At 62.9% G+C, this 15,147-nt stretch carries 12 protein-coding genes; 6 read left to right on the forward strand and 6 right to left on the reverse strand.

The window, feature by feature from the left end:
- Window positions 1-1,152 precede the first annotated feature (1,152 nt).
- Window positions 1,153-2,637, forward strand: coding sequence for a glycoside hydrolase family 43 protein (locus tag AB7C87_RS08195; RefSeq protein ID WP_369728944.1), 1,485 nt, complete (start codon window positions 1,153-1,155; stop codon window positions 2,635-2,637).
- A gap of 5 nt (window positions 2,638-2,642) precedes the next feature.
- On the opposite strand, the gene AB7C87_RS08200 is transcribed toward AB7C87_RS08195, so the two are convergent.
- Window positions 2,643-4,988, reverse strand: a complete 2,346-nt coding sequence (locus AB7C87_RS08200) for a glycoside hydrolase family 95 protein (protein ID WP_369728945.1) — start codon at window positions 4,986-4,988, stop codon at window positions 2,643-2,645.
- A gap of 319 nt (window positions 4,989-5,307) precedes the next feature.
- On the opposite strand from AB7C87_RS08200, the gene AB7C87_RS08205 reads away from it, so the two are divergent.
- A complete protein-coding gene (locus AB7C87_RS08205) occupies window positions 5,308-6,210 on the forward strand; it encodes a DUF7551 domain-containing protein (RefSeq protein WP_369728946.1) in 903 nt (300 codons plus the stop codon).
- Window positions 6,207-7,004 (forward strand): DUF7260 family protein, encoded by a 798-nt coding sequence (locus AB7C87_RS08210; protein ID WP_369728947.1) that lies wholly within the window; start codon window positions 6,207-6,209, stop codon window positions 7,002-7,004. Before AB7C87_RS08205 ends, AB7C87_RS08210 begins: the two co-directional genes overlap by 4 nt.
- Window positions 7,005-7,053: 49 nt before the next feature.
- Here AB7C87_RS08210 and AB7C87_RS08215 read toward each other — a convergent pair whose 3' ends face one another.
- The gene (locus AB7C87_RS08215) at window positions 7,054-7,446 is read right to left on the reverse strand and encodes a hypothetical protein (RefSeq protein ID WP_369728948.1); all 393 of its coding nucleotides are present in this window, start codon (window positions 7,444-7,446) and stop codon (window positions 7,054-7,056) included.
- A 168-nt stretch (window positions 7,447-7,614) separates the two neighbouring features.
- On the opposite strand from AB7C87_RS08215, the gene AB7C87_RS08220 reads away from it, so the two are divergent.
- Both AB7C87_RS08220 and AB7C87_RS08225 read left to right on the forward strand, forming a co-directional pair.
- A complete protein-coding gene (locus tag AB7C87_RS08220) occupies window positions 7,615-7,932 on the forward strand; it encodes a DUF5783 family protein (RefSeq protein ID WP_369728949.1) in 318 nt (105 codons plus the stop codon).
- Window positions 7,933-8,149: 217 nt separating this feature from the next.
- Window positions 8,150-8,509, forward strand: a complete 360-nt coding sequence (locus AB7C87_RS08225; protein ID WP_369728950.1) for a NifU family protein — start codon at window positions 8,150-8,152, stop codon at window positions 8,507-8,509.
- Between the two features lie 140 nt (window positions 8,510-8,649).
- Here AB7C87_RS08225 and AB7C87_RS08230 read toward each other — a convergent pair whose 3' ends face one another.
- The 3 genes from AB7C87_RS08230 to AB7C87_RS08240 all read right to left on the reverse strand — a co-directional run bounded on the left by AB7C87_RS08230 (window position 8,650) and on the right by AB7C87_RS08240 (window position 10,724).
- Complete coding sequence (locus AB7C87_RS08230; RefSeq protein ID WP_369728951.1) at window positions 8,650-9,555, reverse strand: ketopantoate reductase family protein; 906 nt, start codon at window positions 9,553-9,555, stop codon at window positions 8,650-8,652.
- Between the two features lie 53 nt (window positions 9,556-9,608).
- Window positions 9,609-9,908, reverse strand: coding sequence for a DUF7130 family rubredoxin-like protein (locus AB7C87_RS08235; protein WP_369728952.1), 300 nt, complete (start codon window positions 9,906-9,908; stop codon window positions 9,609-9,611).
- A gap of 180 nt (window positions 9,909-10,088) precedes the next feature.
- Window positions 10,089-10,724: a P-loop nucleotide/nucleoside kinase family protein gene (locus AB7C87_RS08240; RefSeq protein ID WP_369728954.1), complete on the reverse strand. Its 636-nt coding sequence runs from the start codon at window positions 10,722-10,724 to the stop codon at window positions 10,089-10,091.
- 60 nt (window positions 10,725-10,784) lie between these two features.
- On the opposite strand from AB7C87_RS08240, the gene AB7C87_RS08245 reads away from it, so the two are divergent.
- Window positions 10,785-11,414 carry a TetR/AcrR family transcriptional regulator gene (locus AB7C87_RS08245; RefSeq protein ID WP_369728956.1) on the forward strand — a complete coding sequence of 210 codons (630 nt, stop codon included), beginning with the start codon at window positions 10,785-10,787 and terminating at the stop codon, window positions 11,412-11,414.
- A gap of 60 nt (window positions 11,415-11,474) precedes the next feature.
- Here the strand turns inward: AB7C87_RS08245 and AB7C87_RS08250 are convergent, their stop codons facing one another.
- The gene (locus AB7C87_RS08250) at window positions 11,475-15,146 is read right to left on the reverse strand and encodes a DNA polymerase II large subunit (RefSeq protein ID WP_369729326.1); all 3,672 of its coding nucleotides are present in this window, start codon (window positions 15,144-15,146) and stop codon (window positions 11,475-11,477) included.
- Window position 15,147 lies beyond the last annotated feature (1 nt).

A 15,147-nucleotide genomic window follows, 5' to 3' on the forward strand; every position in this document is an offset into this window, starting at 1 on the left:
AAACGAGAAACGAGTGATACGGTTTACTGTAAGTCATTTCCGGCGCAACCGCCGCCCGAGTCGCGGTTGCGCCGGTAAATCGTTACAGTAATCCGTATGAGACCACCCACTGCAGTTCGATCGGACTGATGGAAAGCCCGGCGAGAGCCAGCCGCCAAACGCTGGTGGAAAATGCAATTATCGACGCGCCCGCGTGGATTCGATCACGACGAATCGACGCCGACCACAAGGGATCGAACGGAATCGATTCGAACGACGATCCGTCGATACCCGAGCGAAACGCTCGGTCGAAGACCACCTGGTGTGTCGAGAAGAAGGTGGTCCAATACGGACACGAACCAGACTCGAGAGCGCACGGACAATATCGTAACAACTGAAACTGTTCTTCTCGCTCACACTCGAGCGGCAGACACGAGCGAGTTGGTCGCTGATTCGCGAGCAACGGAGGAAATCGACGACGATAGCATGACCGACCAATTCAGGGACGAGTTCGGACCGAAGTCGAGCTTCGACGAAACGATCCGCCGCGAGACGAACGCCGCCAACCAGCTCCGGGACACTCACACCTCTGACCTTCGCCACGCCGGGACCGTTCGGGAATATCCGCCGACAGTCGCTTCGAGAGTGACGACGACGGCGGTTCGACGCAGAAGTGGTAGAACGGAAAGCGAACGCAATAAATCGTATTTCGATATACTCAATGAGGTAGATTCCGATAACACAGTTTCGGAGGATACGATACTTCTCCCTCGAGCATCGCCTGATCGTTCGGAGTTCCCGAAACTGTGCCCGTGGATCACCCACCACTGTCCAGGAGAGACGATGTTTGCCATATTTTGTGGGCCAAGCGGCATCTCGGAGCGTAGCCACTCCTCCCGAAGCGGGTGCGACCGTCTCCTGGTAGCCAATCGTCCGTGTGAGATCCGAGAACACTACTTCGACGCACCCACCGGCTGTCAGCACGGCGTCTCGTCCATCCCGATCTCGAGGATACACGAAGGAGAAACCCGTACCCGGTATCTCTCGGTATAGGCGGTCAGTGGCTCCTCTGTTGGCCAGTAAGAACGAGTCGATCTAACCGCTCTGCTCTCGCTATCCAAAATCTCTTCTCGAGAGCGGTAGAATAAAAATTCATTACGAGAAGAGATATCTATGCGCTACGAGAACCCCATACTCCCGGGATTTCATCCAGATCCCACTATCTGCCGAGTCGGTGAAACCTTCTACCTCGCTACGAGCTCCTTCGAGTACTTCCCTGGCGTCCCGCTCTATCGAAGCGAGAACCTCGTCGACTGGGAACCCATCGGTCACGCACTCACTCGCGAGTCGCAACTCGACGTACGAAACGTCGGCCCGTCCGGTGGCATCTTTGCACCCACCCTCCGGCACAACGACGGGACCTTCTACCTCGTCACGACGAACGTCAGCGGCGACGGCAACTTCTTCGTCACCGCCGAGGACCCAGCAGGTGAGTGGTCTGACCCGACGTATGTGGACGCACCAGGGTTCGATCCCGACCTCTTTTTCGACGGCGACGGCACCTGCTACTTCACGTGTCACGACGAAGACACCGAGAATCCGATCCGTATAGCCGAACTCGACGTCGAGACCGGCGAACTCGGCGAACCGAAGACGATCTGGACCGGCTTCCGTGACCCGTACGTCGAGGCCCCACACATCGTCGAACGAGACGGAACGTATCACCTGCTCCTCGCCGAAGGAGGGACCCACGCGGGTCACATGGTCGTGGCGGCGCGTGCCGACCATCCGACGGGTCCGTACGAGGGGTGTCCGGACAATCCCGTCCTGACACACTGGGGTCGTCCACGAGCGGATATCCGTGCCGTCGGCCACGCCGACATCGTCGCGGACGACAACAGGAACTGGTGGCTCGTCTGTCTCGGCATCCGCCAGCGTGGCCCGTGGCCGAGATACCACCATCTCGGTCGAGAGACGTTCCTCGCACCCCTCTCGTGGGAGGACGGCTGGCCGGTAGTCAACGGCGGTGAGCCGCTCGAGGCCGAGATGGAGGCGTCCCTCCCCGGCGAACGCCAGACAAAACCGAACACGCTCGAGTACACCGAAACCACGTTCGCGGACGGGTTGGACGTCGAGTGGCAGTTCCGCCGCAACCCAGATTACGAACGCTATCAGACAGGGGCAGAAGGGCTCCGCCTCCGCGGCGGTCCAGAAACCCTCGACGAATCCGGTTCGACCTTCGTCGGCCGTCGGCAGACAGCCTTCGACTGCCGGGCTGAACTGTCACTGTCCTTCGATCCAGACAACGGCGAGGAGGCCGGCCTCGCGGTGGTAGCCAACGAACGGCACCACTATCAACTCGGTGTGATCCGGCGGGACGGGCAGCGAGAAGCCGTCGTCCGCCTCCGTATTGGAGACGCGACGGACGTGGTCGGACGAACCCCGGTTGGGGCATCGACCGACCTGGCTGTAGTGGCCGACACCGACGACTACCGCTTTCGCGTAGACGGCGACAAACTCGCATCGGCGGCGACCCGCTACCTCTCGACGGAGGTAGCGACCGGCTTTACGGGCGTCTTCCTCGGTCCCTACGCGACTGGGAACGGAACCACGTGCGAGACGGATGCGGTGATCGAACGTTTCGTTTACGAATCCTGAAACGTTCACCTGGAGCTGGAGACTGCGCTCACACGATACCGCTCACCAGCCCTCGTCTCGAAGACCAGCACGCCATCGTCGCAGTGTGCGTCTACCGAACCACCGTCGGACGCCTCGACTGCGAGGTCAGGCGTCGCCCGCACGCGACAGCGCACTCCGGACCCCGACTGGATGGTCGCGCTGTCCAGACTCCCGTCCGACCACTCGAGATCGACTTCGAAATTACCTCGAGCACGCAGTCCCGAGACCGATCCCTCGGTCCACGTGTCGGGGAGTGCGGGGAGGAGACGGATCTCGTCGCCGTGACTTCCTAGCAGCATCTCGACGACACCCGCGGTGGCACCGAAGTTCCCGTCGATCTGGAACGGCGGATGGAGGTCGAACAGGTTCGGCGCCGTCGAGTCCGTGAGCAACGTCTCGACCCACTCGTGGGCCCGCTCGCCGTCTTCCAGGCGGGCGAACTGGTTGACCAGCCACGCGGCGCTCCAGCCGGTGTGACCCCCGCCGTGCTCGAGTCGTCGCTCCAGTGACGTTCGGACCGCATCGGCGAGTTCCGGCGTCTCCCGTGGCGTGATCTGGTCGCTCGGGTGCGCGCCGTAGAGGTGGGAGATATGGCGGTGCCCCGGGTCAGCCTCGTCGTAGTCTTCGATCCACTCCTGTAACTGGCCGTGTTCACCCACCTGTATCGGAGGAAGGCGCTCGGTAGCGGCGACCAGATCCTCGTGGAACTCGCCCGTGATATCCAGTACGTCCGCGGCGGCGACACAGTGATCGAAGCAGTCGCGAGTGAGTTGTACGTCCATAGTCGGCGCGTAGGTGACCGTCGCCTCCTGTCCGTCGTCGGTGACGTAGGTGTTCTCGGGCGAGATCGAGGGCGCGGTCACCAGCCAGTCTTCCGCGGGGTGTTCGACGAGGAAATCTAGGAGGAACGCCGCTGCGTCCCGCAGGATGGGGTATGCCGTCTCGCGGAGGAACGTCTCGTCGCGGGTGAAGGCGTAGTGGTCCCACACCAGTCCGGAGAGCCACGCCGCGCCCATCGGCCAGAGCCCCCACTGTGCGCCGTCGACGGGCGCCACGTTTCGCCAGAGGTCCGAGTTGTGGTGAACGGTAAAGCCATCACAGCCGTAGTGGGCCTCGGCAACGCGCCGGCCGGGGTCGCGCAACTCGTCGACGAAGTCGTACACCGGGGCCGCACACTCCGCGAGGTTCGCCTGCAGCGCCGGCCAGTAGTTCATCTCGAGGTTGATGTTCAGCGTGTAGCCGCTGTTCCACGGTGGGTCGAATTCGTCGTTCCAGACCCCCTGGAGGTTCGCGGGCTCGGTCCCGGGTCGGGAACTCGCCAGCAGGAGATAGCGCCCGAACTGGGCGTACAGCGCTACGAGGTGCGGATCGTCGGCACCCTCAGACATCCGGTCGAGACGCTCGTCCGTCGGCCGGTCGACGGGCTCGCCCAGGTCCAGTTCCACGCGGTCGAACAGGGTGCGGTGGTCGGCGACGTGTGCGCGCCACACGTCGTCGTAGGGCCGGCCCGCAATGGTGTTCAGGACGTCCTCGCAGGTCGCGGTCGGATCCGCCGTCTCGTGGCTCGTACACCCGGTCAACACGACCGTCGCGTCGTTGGCACCCGTGACTTCGAGGCCGGCAGCTGCCGCACCCGGTGCGTCCGCACCCGTCACACGCTCGAGCACTCCCTCGGGCGCGTTCACGCGGCCCTGTGCTTCGAAGCGCAGTCCCCAGCCGCCCGCACCGCGGTCGTCGGTCGGCGTATCGGTGACCGAACCACGGAGGGAAAGCGTGTCGTCCTGGACAGCCGCTCGCGCACCCCGCTCACGATCGAGGCCGACCGTCACGTCCACGTCGTCCTGACCGTCGGCAGTGAGTCGGACCACCATCACGTCATCCGGCGCCGAGACGAAGTACTCGCGAGTGTAGGTCGTCCCCTCGTGGTCGTAGCGGACGCGCACGAGACCCGCCGACAGGTCGAGTTCGCGTCGATAGTCGGTGACGTCGTCGTGGCCCACGTCGAGAACGAGATTGCCGAAGGGCTGGTAGGGGCGCAGGCGGATCGGGTCACCCATCAGTTTCTCCTCGGCGAGCGCCTGTGCCTGCTCGACGTCGCCGTCGAAGAGGTGCTGTCGTATCTCCTCGAGATGCTCCCCTGCGACCGGGTTCGTCCGGTTTTCGTGACCACCTGCCCACAGCGTGTCGGCGTTGAACTGGATCCGGTCGACGCCAGGGCCTCCGAAGACCATCGCGCCGAGACGACCGTTACCGATGGGGAGCGCTTCGAGCCACTCCGCGGCCGGCGAGTCGTACCATGTCGTGGTCTGCGAGTCGAAGGCACCAGGCATGGTTCCAGATTGCGGACTTGCCGGTTAAAACTGGGCCTTCCGAAGAGGGTCGTTGTTTGTTACCCATAACGGTTGTGGGAATCTCGACCATCCGAAGCCACGAGTCGGTGATGGGCTTCGAGGGGGGCGAGAACGACGACGGACCGACCGACCCGCAGTCCCGGAACCGAACGCCCGCATCAATCGTTAGGTTGGCCTAAAATCCACCACCTTTATATCGTTTTAGGTTAGCCTAAAGGATAGAGAGAGCGATCGAACTCGAGCAGCCCGACAGGGCCGATTGCTCGAGCAGGCGCCCACGGAGAAGAGGAGAGTACGCATGGTCGGAACGACACTCAGAGAGATTCGAAGCCGCATCGAACAGTTGACGGTCGACGACGGGCGATACGCCGTCGTCTGTGCCCGGTCCGGAGAACAACCCGTTCCGGTCGTCGGAGAGCGATTCGCAACCCGTGGCGACGCCGCGAAAGCGGCACAGGCGACGGAACGGTATCGGGACGCCCTCCGTCGGTACGATCCACAGCTTTCGTTCTACGATCCGATCGTTACTGAACGACAGACCGGAGAGGCGACCGAGGCAAAGACACCCCGGGAGCGTCGGGACAGCCGGTCGACGAACTCCGAGACGGGCGTTCGTGACCGACGGAACGAGTCGCTCATGGAGTTCTGTCACGACGTCTCCGGGGCGGTCTTCGAGTCGCTGTCGGCTCGAGACCACGGCGACGTCGAGCGAACGATCATGGACACCTACCTGGCGGCGGCCGAAACCGTCGCCGACCGAGACCTGCTCTGTCTGGTGTTACTCGAGACGATGGCGACGGAACTCGAACGACAGCTCTCCGTCACGGAACGCGACGAACTCGTGCGCGAAGCGGCGAGGCACCTGGCGCCCGCCCCGCCCTCTTCGGATCCGATCGTCGAGAGCCTCGAGTATCTCTCGTCGCTCTCGCTCGTCGCCGGATTCGGCAGTACTCGATACCCGATCCCCGAGACAGGTGAAGATGCGTGGATCGTCTACGTCCACGGATACGCAGTCGACAGTAGCGGACGGACGTTTCCGACGCTTCCATTCGGCGTCGACCTGTTGCGTCGAGTGGACGAACCGTCGTCAACGTTCGGCGTGACCGAGGCTAACGCGCTCGGAGACGGCAACTGGCGGCTCGTATTGACCGCACAATCCACGGCCACGGGCGGCCTCGTCTGCGCCCGTGAACACAGATGACGACGATCGCGGATCGGGCGAGAGAGCGCGTCTCGAGCGAGGCGGAGGCAGTCGAACGGCGACTCGAGGCGATCGAGACGTTCGAGCGACGGGTTCGGGATATTCCGGTCGATCAGCCTAACGTAAGCGCCTCGCGGGCGACAAACGGGATGGTTCCGACCCTCGTCCGGGAGACAACGCCAGCCGGTAGGGCCGGCGACACGACCGACCGTTGTGCCGTCGTCCGACGCGAGTTCGCTCGAACGATCGAGCCACACAGCACCGCCGACATCGGTCACGAGGAGACGCTCGTCGAGACGATCGCGGCGGAGTTTACCGACGACGTCGCGCTCGCACTCACAACCGGGGGCGAGTGGACGCAATCGGTCAAAACCGCGGTTCTCGAGAGGACAGCAGAACGGCGGTCCGAAGCGGACGGAATGCGAACGGCTCTCGAAGCCGAACGGCAGTCGGTGCGAAACGCGATCGACGTCGTCGACGACGTGACCGAGATCCTCTTGTCGGTCACAGAGGGGTCGCTTCTCGACTGGGGGTTCGACCGTCTCAGGAAGAAACACGAACGCCTCGAGACCGCCCACGAGCGCCTGGAGTCGCTCCTCGAAACGCGTCAGCGTACGCTCTCCGAAACGGCCAACCGATACCGGAAAGGAGGACACCGCCACCGATCGATCGTCGAATACCTGTATGCGGAGTTTCGGGTCACCTATCCGATCGTTTCGATCGCGACGCGGTTGTGTAGACTCTGCAGACAATGTCAGCGAACGCTCCGGGATCAACTCACGAGACGGGTTTGACGGTCGGCACTCACGGGACGGTTCACCGAAGTAGCACTCACGAGTCGGTTCACGGAGCCGTCGTGTCCATGGATTCAGGGACGAAACACGTGAGTGAAACCCGATCGAGAACGCGTTGAACTTCGATCGGGTCCGCCGCGTCGCTGACGACGTCGTGAACGCAGTGCATGCACTCGAGGAGCCCGTCGACGGCCGCTCGGCGGGTCGATACGTGTCCGATCGTCTCCGAAATCGTCCGGTCTGCAAGCGAGTATCGGTAGCGAAGTTTCCAGCACCGGCAGATTCCGAGACTGGGATGGGATCTGTCGGCGGCGGTGACGTCGGCGATGAGTTCGATCGGTGGACGGCTGTGACGATAGGCGAATCGATCGTCACGGAGTTCCGTCGGCCCCCATCCCGGCGGCAGTTCCTCTCTTGGGATGGGGTGTTGATCCGTCGGCATAGGTGAGCTATCGATGGTGACTCGGGTGGCAGTTCCGCTTGCGCACGCATCCACCGTATGTAGGAGGTGCCTACCGGTTACACTGGGAAGAACGTCAACCGAAACGACGTGATCCCGATGTCGGAGCCGATCGTCCGACTTTTGTCGGTGCTGACCGACTGATCGGATATGACCGACTTCGATCCGGAACAGTTCGAAGACAAGTACGCAAACTACTTTCCCGAGCTCCAGCAGGCGTACAAAAACGCGTTCAACCGGATGAACGACCGATACGACTCGGAACTCGTCCACGCGATCGACCAGCAGGTGCTAAACGAGAGCGAGCCCTTCTACGAGGGAGACGGCGAGTTCCGAATCGAACTTCCGGAAGAGCCGTACGACCGCCTCTCAGGAGTACTCGTCGAGAAAGACCGGTTCGAGGAGGTCCTCGAGCGACACGTCGAAGAGATCGAAACCGAACTTCGGCGCGTCTTCGGTTTCGCCTGAGAACGACCGTACCGAGTGACACGCGGATCGCACAGCCCGCTGGTCGGCTGATCGCACAGCCCGCTGGTCGTCCTCTGTTCGCCGCTGCGGTTCTCGCGTCACCCGAATCGCGCATCCGTCCTGTGACTACGCCACAGCCGATCGACAGCAGTTCGTCCGAACCGAATCGAACACCTGGGACGGAAGGTTTAGGGGCTCGGCCCCCCAACGGTCGCCCATGAGTACCGAAACCCAAAACGACGGAGACGACCTCGAAGAGCGCGTCACGAACTTCCTCCGTCGAAACTTTCCGCAGATCCAGATGCACGGCGGCAGCGCGGCGATTCAGGATCTCGATCGCGAGAGTGGAGAGGTCACCATCGCCCTCGGCGGTGCCTGTAGCGGCTGTGGTATCTCGCCGATGACGATTCAGGCGATCAAGAGCCGGATGGTCAAGGAGATTCCCGAGATCGAGCAGGTCAACGCCCACACCGGTATGGACGGCGGTGGCGACGACATGGGTGGCATGAGTCCGTCGTTCCCCGGCGAAACCGTCGACGACGGCGAAGCCGACGAAGGACCGGAAGCACCGTTCTGAACGGCTTCGAAGCTGTTGACGTTCGTTTTGCGTTTTTGTCGACATCACACCGAGTGGATGCGCCTCGAGCGCACGACGGTACACCGGAAACCGGAGCGACCGCCAGCGCCGATTGCGGTTCGAGTGAACGTCACCGACGGTTATCGGAGATCCGATCCCCGTTCCCACGTCTCGACCAGTGACGTAAGCGCCCGGTTCGTCGGAACCTCGATGCCCAGTTCGGCCGCCCGGTCGACCACGTAGCCGTTGATGGCGTCGATCTCGGTTCGTTTTCCGGCGCGGACATCCTGGCGCATCGAGGAGGTGTTCGCCGCGGTATCCGCGGCGACGTCTTCCATCGCCGCGAGCGCCTCCCGGTTCGTGAGGGAGACGTCACACGCTCGAGCGACGCGCGCCGTCTCGCGGGTCGCCGCGCGGGCGAGGTCGTTCGACGGCCCTTCGAGGACGGCCCCGTTGTCGACGTCCGAAAGCGCCGTGACCGGGTTGATCCCGGCGTTGACCGCCAGTTTCTCCCACAGTCGGCGAGGCATGTCGTCGACGACGGTCGTCTCGAGGCCGGCCACGGCGAACGCCTCGCCGACTCGATCGGCGAGTTTGGACGAACCGCCGTCTCGCGGGCCGAAGACCACGTCTCCGAGCCCCGTACACGCCACGACGCCCGGCTCACGGAGAATTGCACCGTACGTCGCCGTGCCGGCGAGCACCGGTGCCTCGAGTCGGTTCGCGAGCGTCTCTTCGTTTCCCATTCCGTTCTGGAGCGAGCAGACGGCGTCGAACGAGCCGGTCGCGAGCGCGGCGGCGGCCGACGCGGTGTCGGACGTTTTGACGGTGACGATCGCGAGATCCGCCTCGAGCGCCCGCCCGTCGGTCGTCGCGGTGGGAGCGACGTGGGTCTCGAGTTCACCCGTGATCCGGAGGCCGGACTCCCGGACGGCGTCGACGTGGGACTGGCGACCGACGAGCCTCACGTCGTTGGTTCGGTCGCTGGCCAGGATTCCGCCGACGAGGCTTCCGAGGCTTCCGGCGCCGAAGACGACGATCTCCATCCGTGACTCGCAGTGAGAAAGGCGGAGTAAAAACGATTTCCGTCTGCCCGCAATCAGTCTTCGGTCCAGTAGTAGAGGCTTTCCCGACCGGTTTCACAGGATGGACAGCTATCGGGGAGCTCACGGTCGAGTTTTCCCATCTCGCCGCACTCGAGACAGCGCCACATCAGGTGGGCCTCGCCAAACTCGTGGCCCGATCGGACGTGTTCGACGCTCATCCCCTCGAGGCCATCCCGGAGCGTGACGTAGAACCCCTCCTCGTCGAAGCCGCGGATACGACCGATCTGTCTGCCGTCCTCGGTGTACACTTCCGTCCCGAAGCCGAATCGCGGTCGTTTTTCTTCGGACGCCATAGGAAACCCGACGCGTCGGAGGGATATAAAAGGAAGACGATGGTTAGCAGGCGTGAGCGTACAGAATACGGATGGGTTCCGAACGGACGTCGTTTCCCTCGTAAACCACTATGCGCGATATTGATTCGAACCGGGTGAGTGGCGAGGGCAGATCAACCACACACGGGATTGAAGGTCGGATTAAGCTGTGTTGGTAGGCGTGTGATCAGAGATCCACGTGTCAACTCGTGTCGTCGTTTCGCCGATCGTTGCGTCAGTCGTATCGACGACTGTGAACTCCTCGTCTGTGGTATTCTTGAACCACTGGTTGAACGCTACTTGGTCGTCGATGTCGGACTGATCCATCTCGAACTCGCCGGGGTGTCGTCCTGGGGAACGAGCCTCTAGTCGGCGCGCTTGCTCGTCGTCGTCACAGACGAGTGTGAGATAGTGGATCTCCGAGAAACACTCGTGTTGAGGGTGTGCTTCGATGCTCGCAGGAACGCCGAGTCCCGCACCGAACAGAACCGGAGGACGCTTCGACTGGGCAATATCTCGACAGAGACGAAGCCACGTTCGAACGTACCAATCGATTTCGTCCCAGAATTCCTCACGCCACACGACGTCCGAATCGAGGAGTACGACATCGTCGCGCGTCCCGCGAAGTTCACGGAGTACCGCTGACTTCCCGGTCCCACCCGCTCCACTGACGATCAGAAGCGGCTCCTGGTGGATCGATTGGTCGTGCCCACAGTCCGGACAGACGACCACGGATTCCGCCGAATCGACGGTCATATCGAGGTGGACCGCTCCACAACCGGGGCATTCATCGAACATACCTACGAGTTCTCACCCAGGCACCATAACATTTATTACCTGACTGAGCACCCACTCAGTATGGGCGGCGAAGACGTCGATCACGGGACGGGCGTACCTGACAGCGAAATTATTTGGGCGGTCATGCAGGCGCTGTCGAAACACGGCTATGCAGACCTCACAACGAAGAAAATCGCCGCAGAGTACTCGAGAGGAGAGTCAGCACTCTACTATCATTACGACTCGAAAGACGCGCTCATCTGTGCGTTTCTCGATTCGTCGATCGATTGGTTCGACGAACAACTCGAGATGATCGACGCGAAAACTCCAGAAGATCGACTGTACGAAGCCTGTGGTATTCTTCTCGGAGATGTACTCGACTCGGCGGAATACGGCGAATACGAGGGACTGTACATCGCCCTCGCGGAGCTGACGGCTCATGCACCGCACAACGAAGCATTTCGGGAACGGTTAGTCGGCCATCAACAGTCAGTTATCGATACTCTCGCCGAAATAATCGCCGACGGTATCGATGCTGGAACGTTCAAAGACGTCGAACCCGAGGCGGCAGCTGCGTTTCTCGTCGTTAGTTGTGATGCCGTGATCGACCACGCAGTACTGCTGGGGATGGACGACGTCGCGTCGGTGATTCGAGAGCAACTGTTCGCGTTCATCCGAACGAATCTGTCGAAAGCCGACCCAGTCGACTGAATTCGATGGTGGCCAGAAAACGAATGAGAAGCAGACGACGGCGGATCGGGTCGCCACGCGCTACATGAAGTCCTCGATCCCGCTTTGCTTGTTCTTGTCGTTTTCGAAGACACTCTCGAGGGATTTCTCGAGCACCTCCAGACGCTGTTTCGTGTAGTCGCGGCAGTCGTACTCCTCGGCAACCTGGATCGCCGTCTGCATGTACTTGTTCACCGAGCCCTTGTGGACGGTGAGGTTGACCCGGCCGCCACACTCGCGACAGTCGCCGGTCAGGGGCATCCGGCGGAACTTCTCGCCGCAGTCGAGACACCGCGTTTCCTGGCGGGAGAACGCCCGCAGGTTCCCGATGAGGTCCGGCAGGAAGTGGTACTCGATGACCCGCTCTGCGACGTCGGTCTCGTCGACCGCCTCGAGCTTTCTCGAGAGCTCGAGCTGGGCGTCCATCTTATCCATCATCGAACCCAGCGTCTTGTACGCCGAGAGGTCCGGCCCCATCGCGATGTCGGTCGTGTCGTGGGTGTGAGAAAAGCCGGTGTACTCGCCGTCGGTGCCGAGGGTGTCCTCGGCGATCCGGACGTCGACCTCGCCAGGGTCGGCCTGCTCGAGTGTCGCGAGGTAGAACTCGCGGGGGTACTCGGAGACGATGTCCATGTTGTGAGCCTCGTCGTCGATCTCGGAGGGGTCGATCCTCGAGGACATGACCAAGGGTGCGTCCATACGCCCGCCGCGTTTGTCTGGCAAGAAGCTTATACTAAAGTTCAGAAGGCCGTCCATGAGCAACATTACGCAGTCCTCGTCACCGTCGCAATTCCGCCGCTTCGCGGCGTGGAAGTACGGATGCGCATATCCAACTGCCGCGCTCGTGAAACCGATAACCCTCCCGACAGTTGCGGCGCTCGTGTGCGGTGCCATCCCGAAGACGAGTTCGCCGACGAGGTCCTGTCGATCCTCGAGTTCGTAGAAGGGCTCGAGGCCGTAGTACTGCTCCAAGAGATCGTCGATGAAGTCGGCCGTCTGCATCATGTGTTCGGCCGCGCCATCGGAGAGGACGATGTCCTGTACTTTGAGTTCGACCAGTTGATCCTCGTGGACGAGCGCTTCACCGTGGATGTCTTCTTCGTAGCCGAGCGCCTGAAGCTGGCCGACGTCGACGTCGAGTTCGCTCGCCCGCACCGAGGTGACGGGGAGGTCGGTCATGTCGTAGCGGACGGTGCCGTCTTTGAACGCCGAGACGTCGTGTTTCGCCCTGAGAACCCCTTTCTCCATCGGTTCGGGGATCTTGTTCGTCGAGGTGAGTCCCTTGACTCCTTTGAGGATCTCGAAGGCGTTCTCGCGTTCGCCGACGGACTCGAGGGCGTCGCGGTACTCGCCGTGGACGTCGACCTCGCGGATCTCGACGCAGGTCGCTTCGACCTCACAGTGGCCACACTCGACGCGGCCGGCCTCGTCCGGTTCGATGACCTGCTCGCAGTCGGGACAGCGGTAATCCGGAACCGTCCGGTCGCCACAGTCGGGACAGCGGTTCTCGAACGTCTCCGTGCCACAGCTCTCACAGCGTTGGCGACCGATCTGTAGTTCGACGACGCCGGGCGTATCCGACATCGTCTCCGCGTGCGTGGCGGCGTCGGCGACGTTTCGCTGTGCGCCGCCGGCTTCGCCGATCGGGAACAACGTGTGAACGGGTGGGCTCAGGTCGCGACGCTCCGATTTCTCCGGTCGGCCCATCCGGTTGCCGACCCGAGTCGGCGACCGTTCGCGGACCGCGAAGGGGGCGACCTCGTTGACCGCCTCGATCGCGTTCTCACCCGGTGATTCGTGGCCCCAGGTTCGTGCACGTTGGGAGAGGTCCTCGATCGCCCAGGTTCGCTCGAGTTCGATCCCGGCGTCGGTGGCGGGCTCGCCCCCCAACCCGGTGTCAGCGCCCAGGTCGCCGACCTCCGATGCGCCGTCTGTCGCCGTGTGACGGATCTCACATCCAAGCGTTCGCGCGAGCAGTTTCCAGTCGTCGACCTCGAGGCGACCTGCATCCTCGCGCTGGCGGTGTTCGATTACGATCGTCTCGAGGGCCGCGGCGATCCCGTCGGCGTAGTCGAGGACGAGGGTTCCCGTCCCATCGCCACCGTTCGACGGTTCGATCCAGCCGTCGACGACGGCGCTTGCGAGCGCGTCGAAAGCGTCGACCGAGAGGTCGTGCCAGAGGTAGGTGTACTCGGGGTGTAACGGCGCGTCGTACTCTGTGGCCCACTCGATCGCCCGGTCGACGCCGGGGTGTTCGAGGTCGATCCGAGGGTCGTCACGGAGCGCCTGGACGTCCCCGCCGGCGGCCTCGAGGTCCTGGATCCACCACTCGGGCGCGTACGACGCGGGCGCGAGCGGGTGGTTGTTCTCGACGAATTCGCCGTAGTTGACGAGGTACTCGCCGAGATCGAGGATCTCCTCGACGCCGTTTCTGATCTCGAGGGCGTCCGCGGGATCGTCGATCCGCCGGACGTCGCCGTTGGCGAGTTTCACGGTCGGCCCCTCGATGGAATCGACGGGGACGACGCCCGCCGCCTTGCCGGGGCGTTCGGTCTTGATCTGCGTGCCAGTTGCGAGGAAGTCGTCGACCAGGTGCATCGCGGCGGGGTGGACGCCGGCGGTCGCGAAGCCGTGATTGCGCGCACGGCCGTATCGGAGTCGAAATCCGCCCTCCGCACAGGGGTGAGAGAAAACCGGCCGGCCGGCGATCAAGTCGCGCAGAAACTTCTTCGACGAGTCGACGCGAGGCGGCCCCTCGGTCTCGTCGGCGTCCGGGGACTCGTCTTCGTCCGCGGGACCGCTCTCGTCGTCATCCGCATCGGTCTCGCCTTCCCCGTCGCCGTCGTCCGCCGAGTTCTCGTCCGCCGACTCGTCGTAGTAGGTACCGTCGATCAGGTCCTGGAGCCACGGCCAGTCAATCTCGTCGAGTTGGGAGGTGTACCGTTGGATTTTGGGTGCTTTGAGCGCGATCCCTTCGGCCATGACGAGACACATCCCGCCGCGGGCGCTGTTGGTGTCGACCCGCTCGAGATCACGAAAGCCGGAGACCTCCTCGTCGCCGGTCGCCTCCCCGTCTAACATGATCGGGAGGTGTTTCGCGATGAACTTCGTCTCCTTGTCCTTCGGGGTGTACTGGAGGCCGGTTTCCTTGTCGTAGAGGGCGACTTCCTCGGCGTAGCGTTCGACCTCCTCCTCGCGGGCGTCGTACTGTTCCATTCCCACGAGCGCGCGCGTGTAGTCGGCGACGAGCACCGACAGCGCCTGTGCGGTCCCGCCCGCAGAACGGATCGGACCGGCGTAGTAGACGTTGACGAACTCCGTCCCGTCGCCGTTTTCTAAGATCTCGACCTTGTCGATCCCCTCGATCGGCGCGGCGACGACGCCTTCGGTGAGCAAGGCGACCGCCGTCCGGACGGCACCCTCGACTTTCCCGTCTTTCGTCTCGTAGTCACCGACGCGACCCTCCGCGAAATCCTTCGCGAGTTCGAGCGCCGCCTCTTCGCGGCTCATCTCACCCTCGAGTTCGCGGACGCGTTCGGCGACGCCGTCGATGCCGAGGATGTTCTCGACCCGATCGGCCATGTCCTGTGCGACCGGAATCTCCACTTCGGGTTCGGGATCGGCGCCGCGTTCTTTCGCGCACTCGGCGACGTCGAACGCCTCGTCGAGTTGCGATTCGAGGCGCTCGAAGTAGCGTTCGTCTTCCGTGCGCATC

This window comes from Natrarchaeobius versutus (assembly GCF_041205745.1).
GTDB lineage: Archaea > Halobacteriota > Halobacteria > Halobacteriales > Natrialbaceae > Natrarchaeobius > Natrarchaeobius versutus.

Coding starts and splice junctions, on each gene's coding strand:
- AB7C87_RS08225 (WP_369728950.1), top strand. CDS start 8,150: ATGAGTACCGAAACCCAAAACGACGGAGACGACCTCGAAGAGCGCGTC.
- AB7C87_RS08200 (WP_369728945.1), bottom strand. CDS start 4,988: ATGCCTGGTGCCTTCGACTCGCAGACCACGACATGGTACGACTCGCCG.
- AB7C87_RS08220 (WP_369728949.1), top strand. CDS start 7,615: ATGACCGACTTCGATCCGGAACAGTTCGAAGACAAGTACGCAAACTAC.
- AB7C87_RS08210 (WP_369728947.1), top strand. CDS start 6,207: ATGACGACGATCGCGGATCGGGCGAGAGAGCGCGTCTCGAGCGAGGCG.
- AB7C87_RS08245 (WP_369728956.1), top strand. CDS start 10,785: ATGGGCGGCGAAGACGTCGATCACGGGACGGGCGTACCTGACAGCGAA.
- AB7C87_RS08205 (WP_369728946.1), top strand. CDS start 5,308: ATGGTCGGAACGACACTCAGAGAGATTCGAAGCCGCATCGAACAGTTG.
- AB7C87_RS08240 (WP_369728954.1), bottom strand. CDS start 10,724: ATGTTCGATGAATGCCCCGGTTGTGGAGCGGTCCACCTCGATATGACC.
- AB7C87_RS08195 (WP_369728944.1), top strand. CDS start 1,153: ATGCGCTACGAGAACCCCATACTCCCGGGATTTCATCCAGATCCCACT.
- AB7C87_RS08230 (WP_369728951.1), bottom strand. CDS start 9,555: ATGGAGATCGTCGTCTTCGGCGCCGGAAGCCTCGGAAGCCTCGTCGGC.
- AB7C87_RS08215 (WP_369728948.1), bottom strand. CDS start 7,446: ATGCCGACGGATCAACACCCCATCCCAAGAGAGGAACTGCCGCCGGGA.
- AB7C87_RS08235 (WP_369728952.1), bottom strand. CDS start 9,908: ATGGCGTCCGAAGAAAAACGACCGCGATTCGGCTTCGGGACGGAAGTG.
- AB7C87_RS08250 (WP_369729326.1), bottom strand. CDS start 15,146: ATGCGCACGGAAGACGAACGCTACTTCGAGCGCCTCGAATCGCAACTC.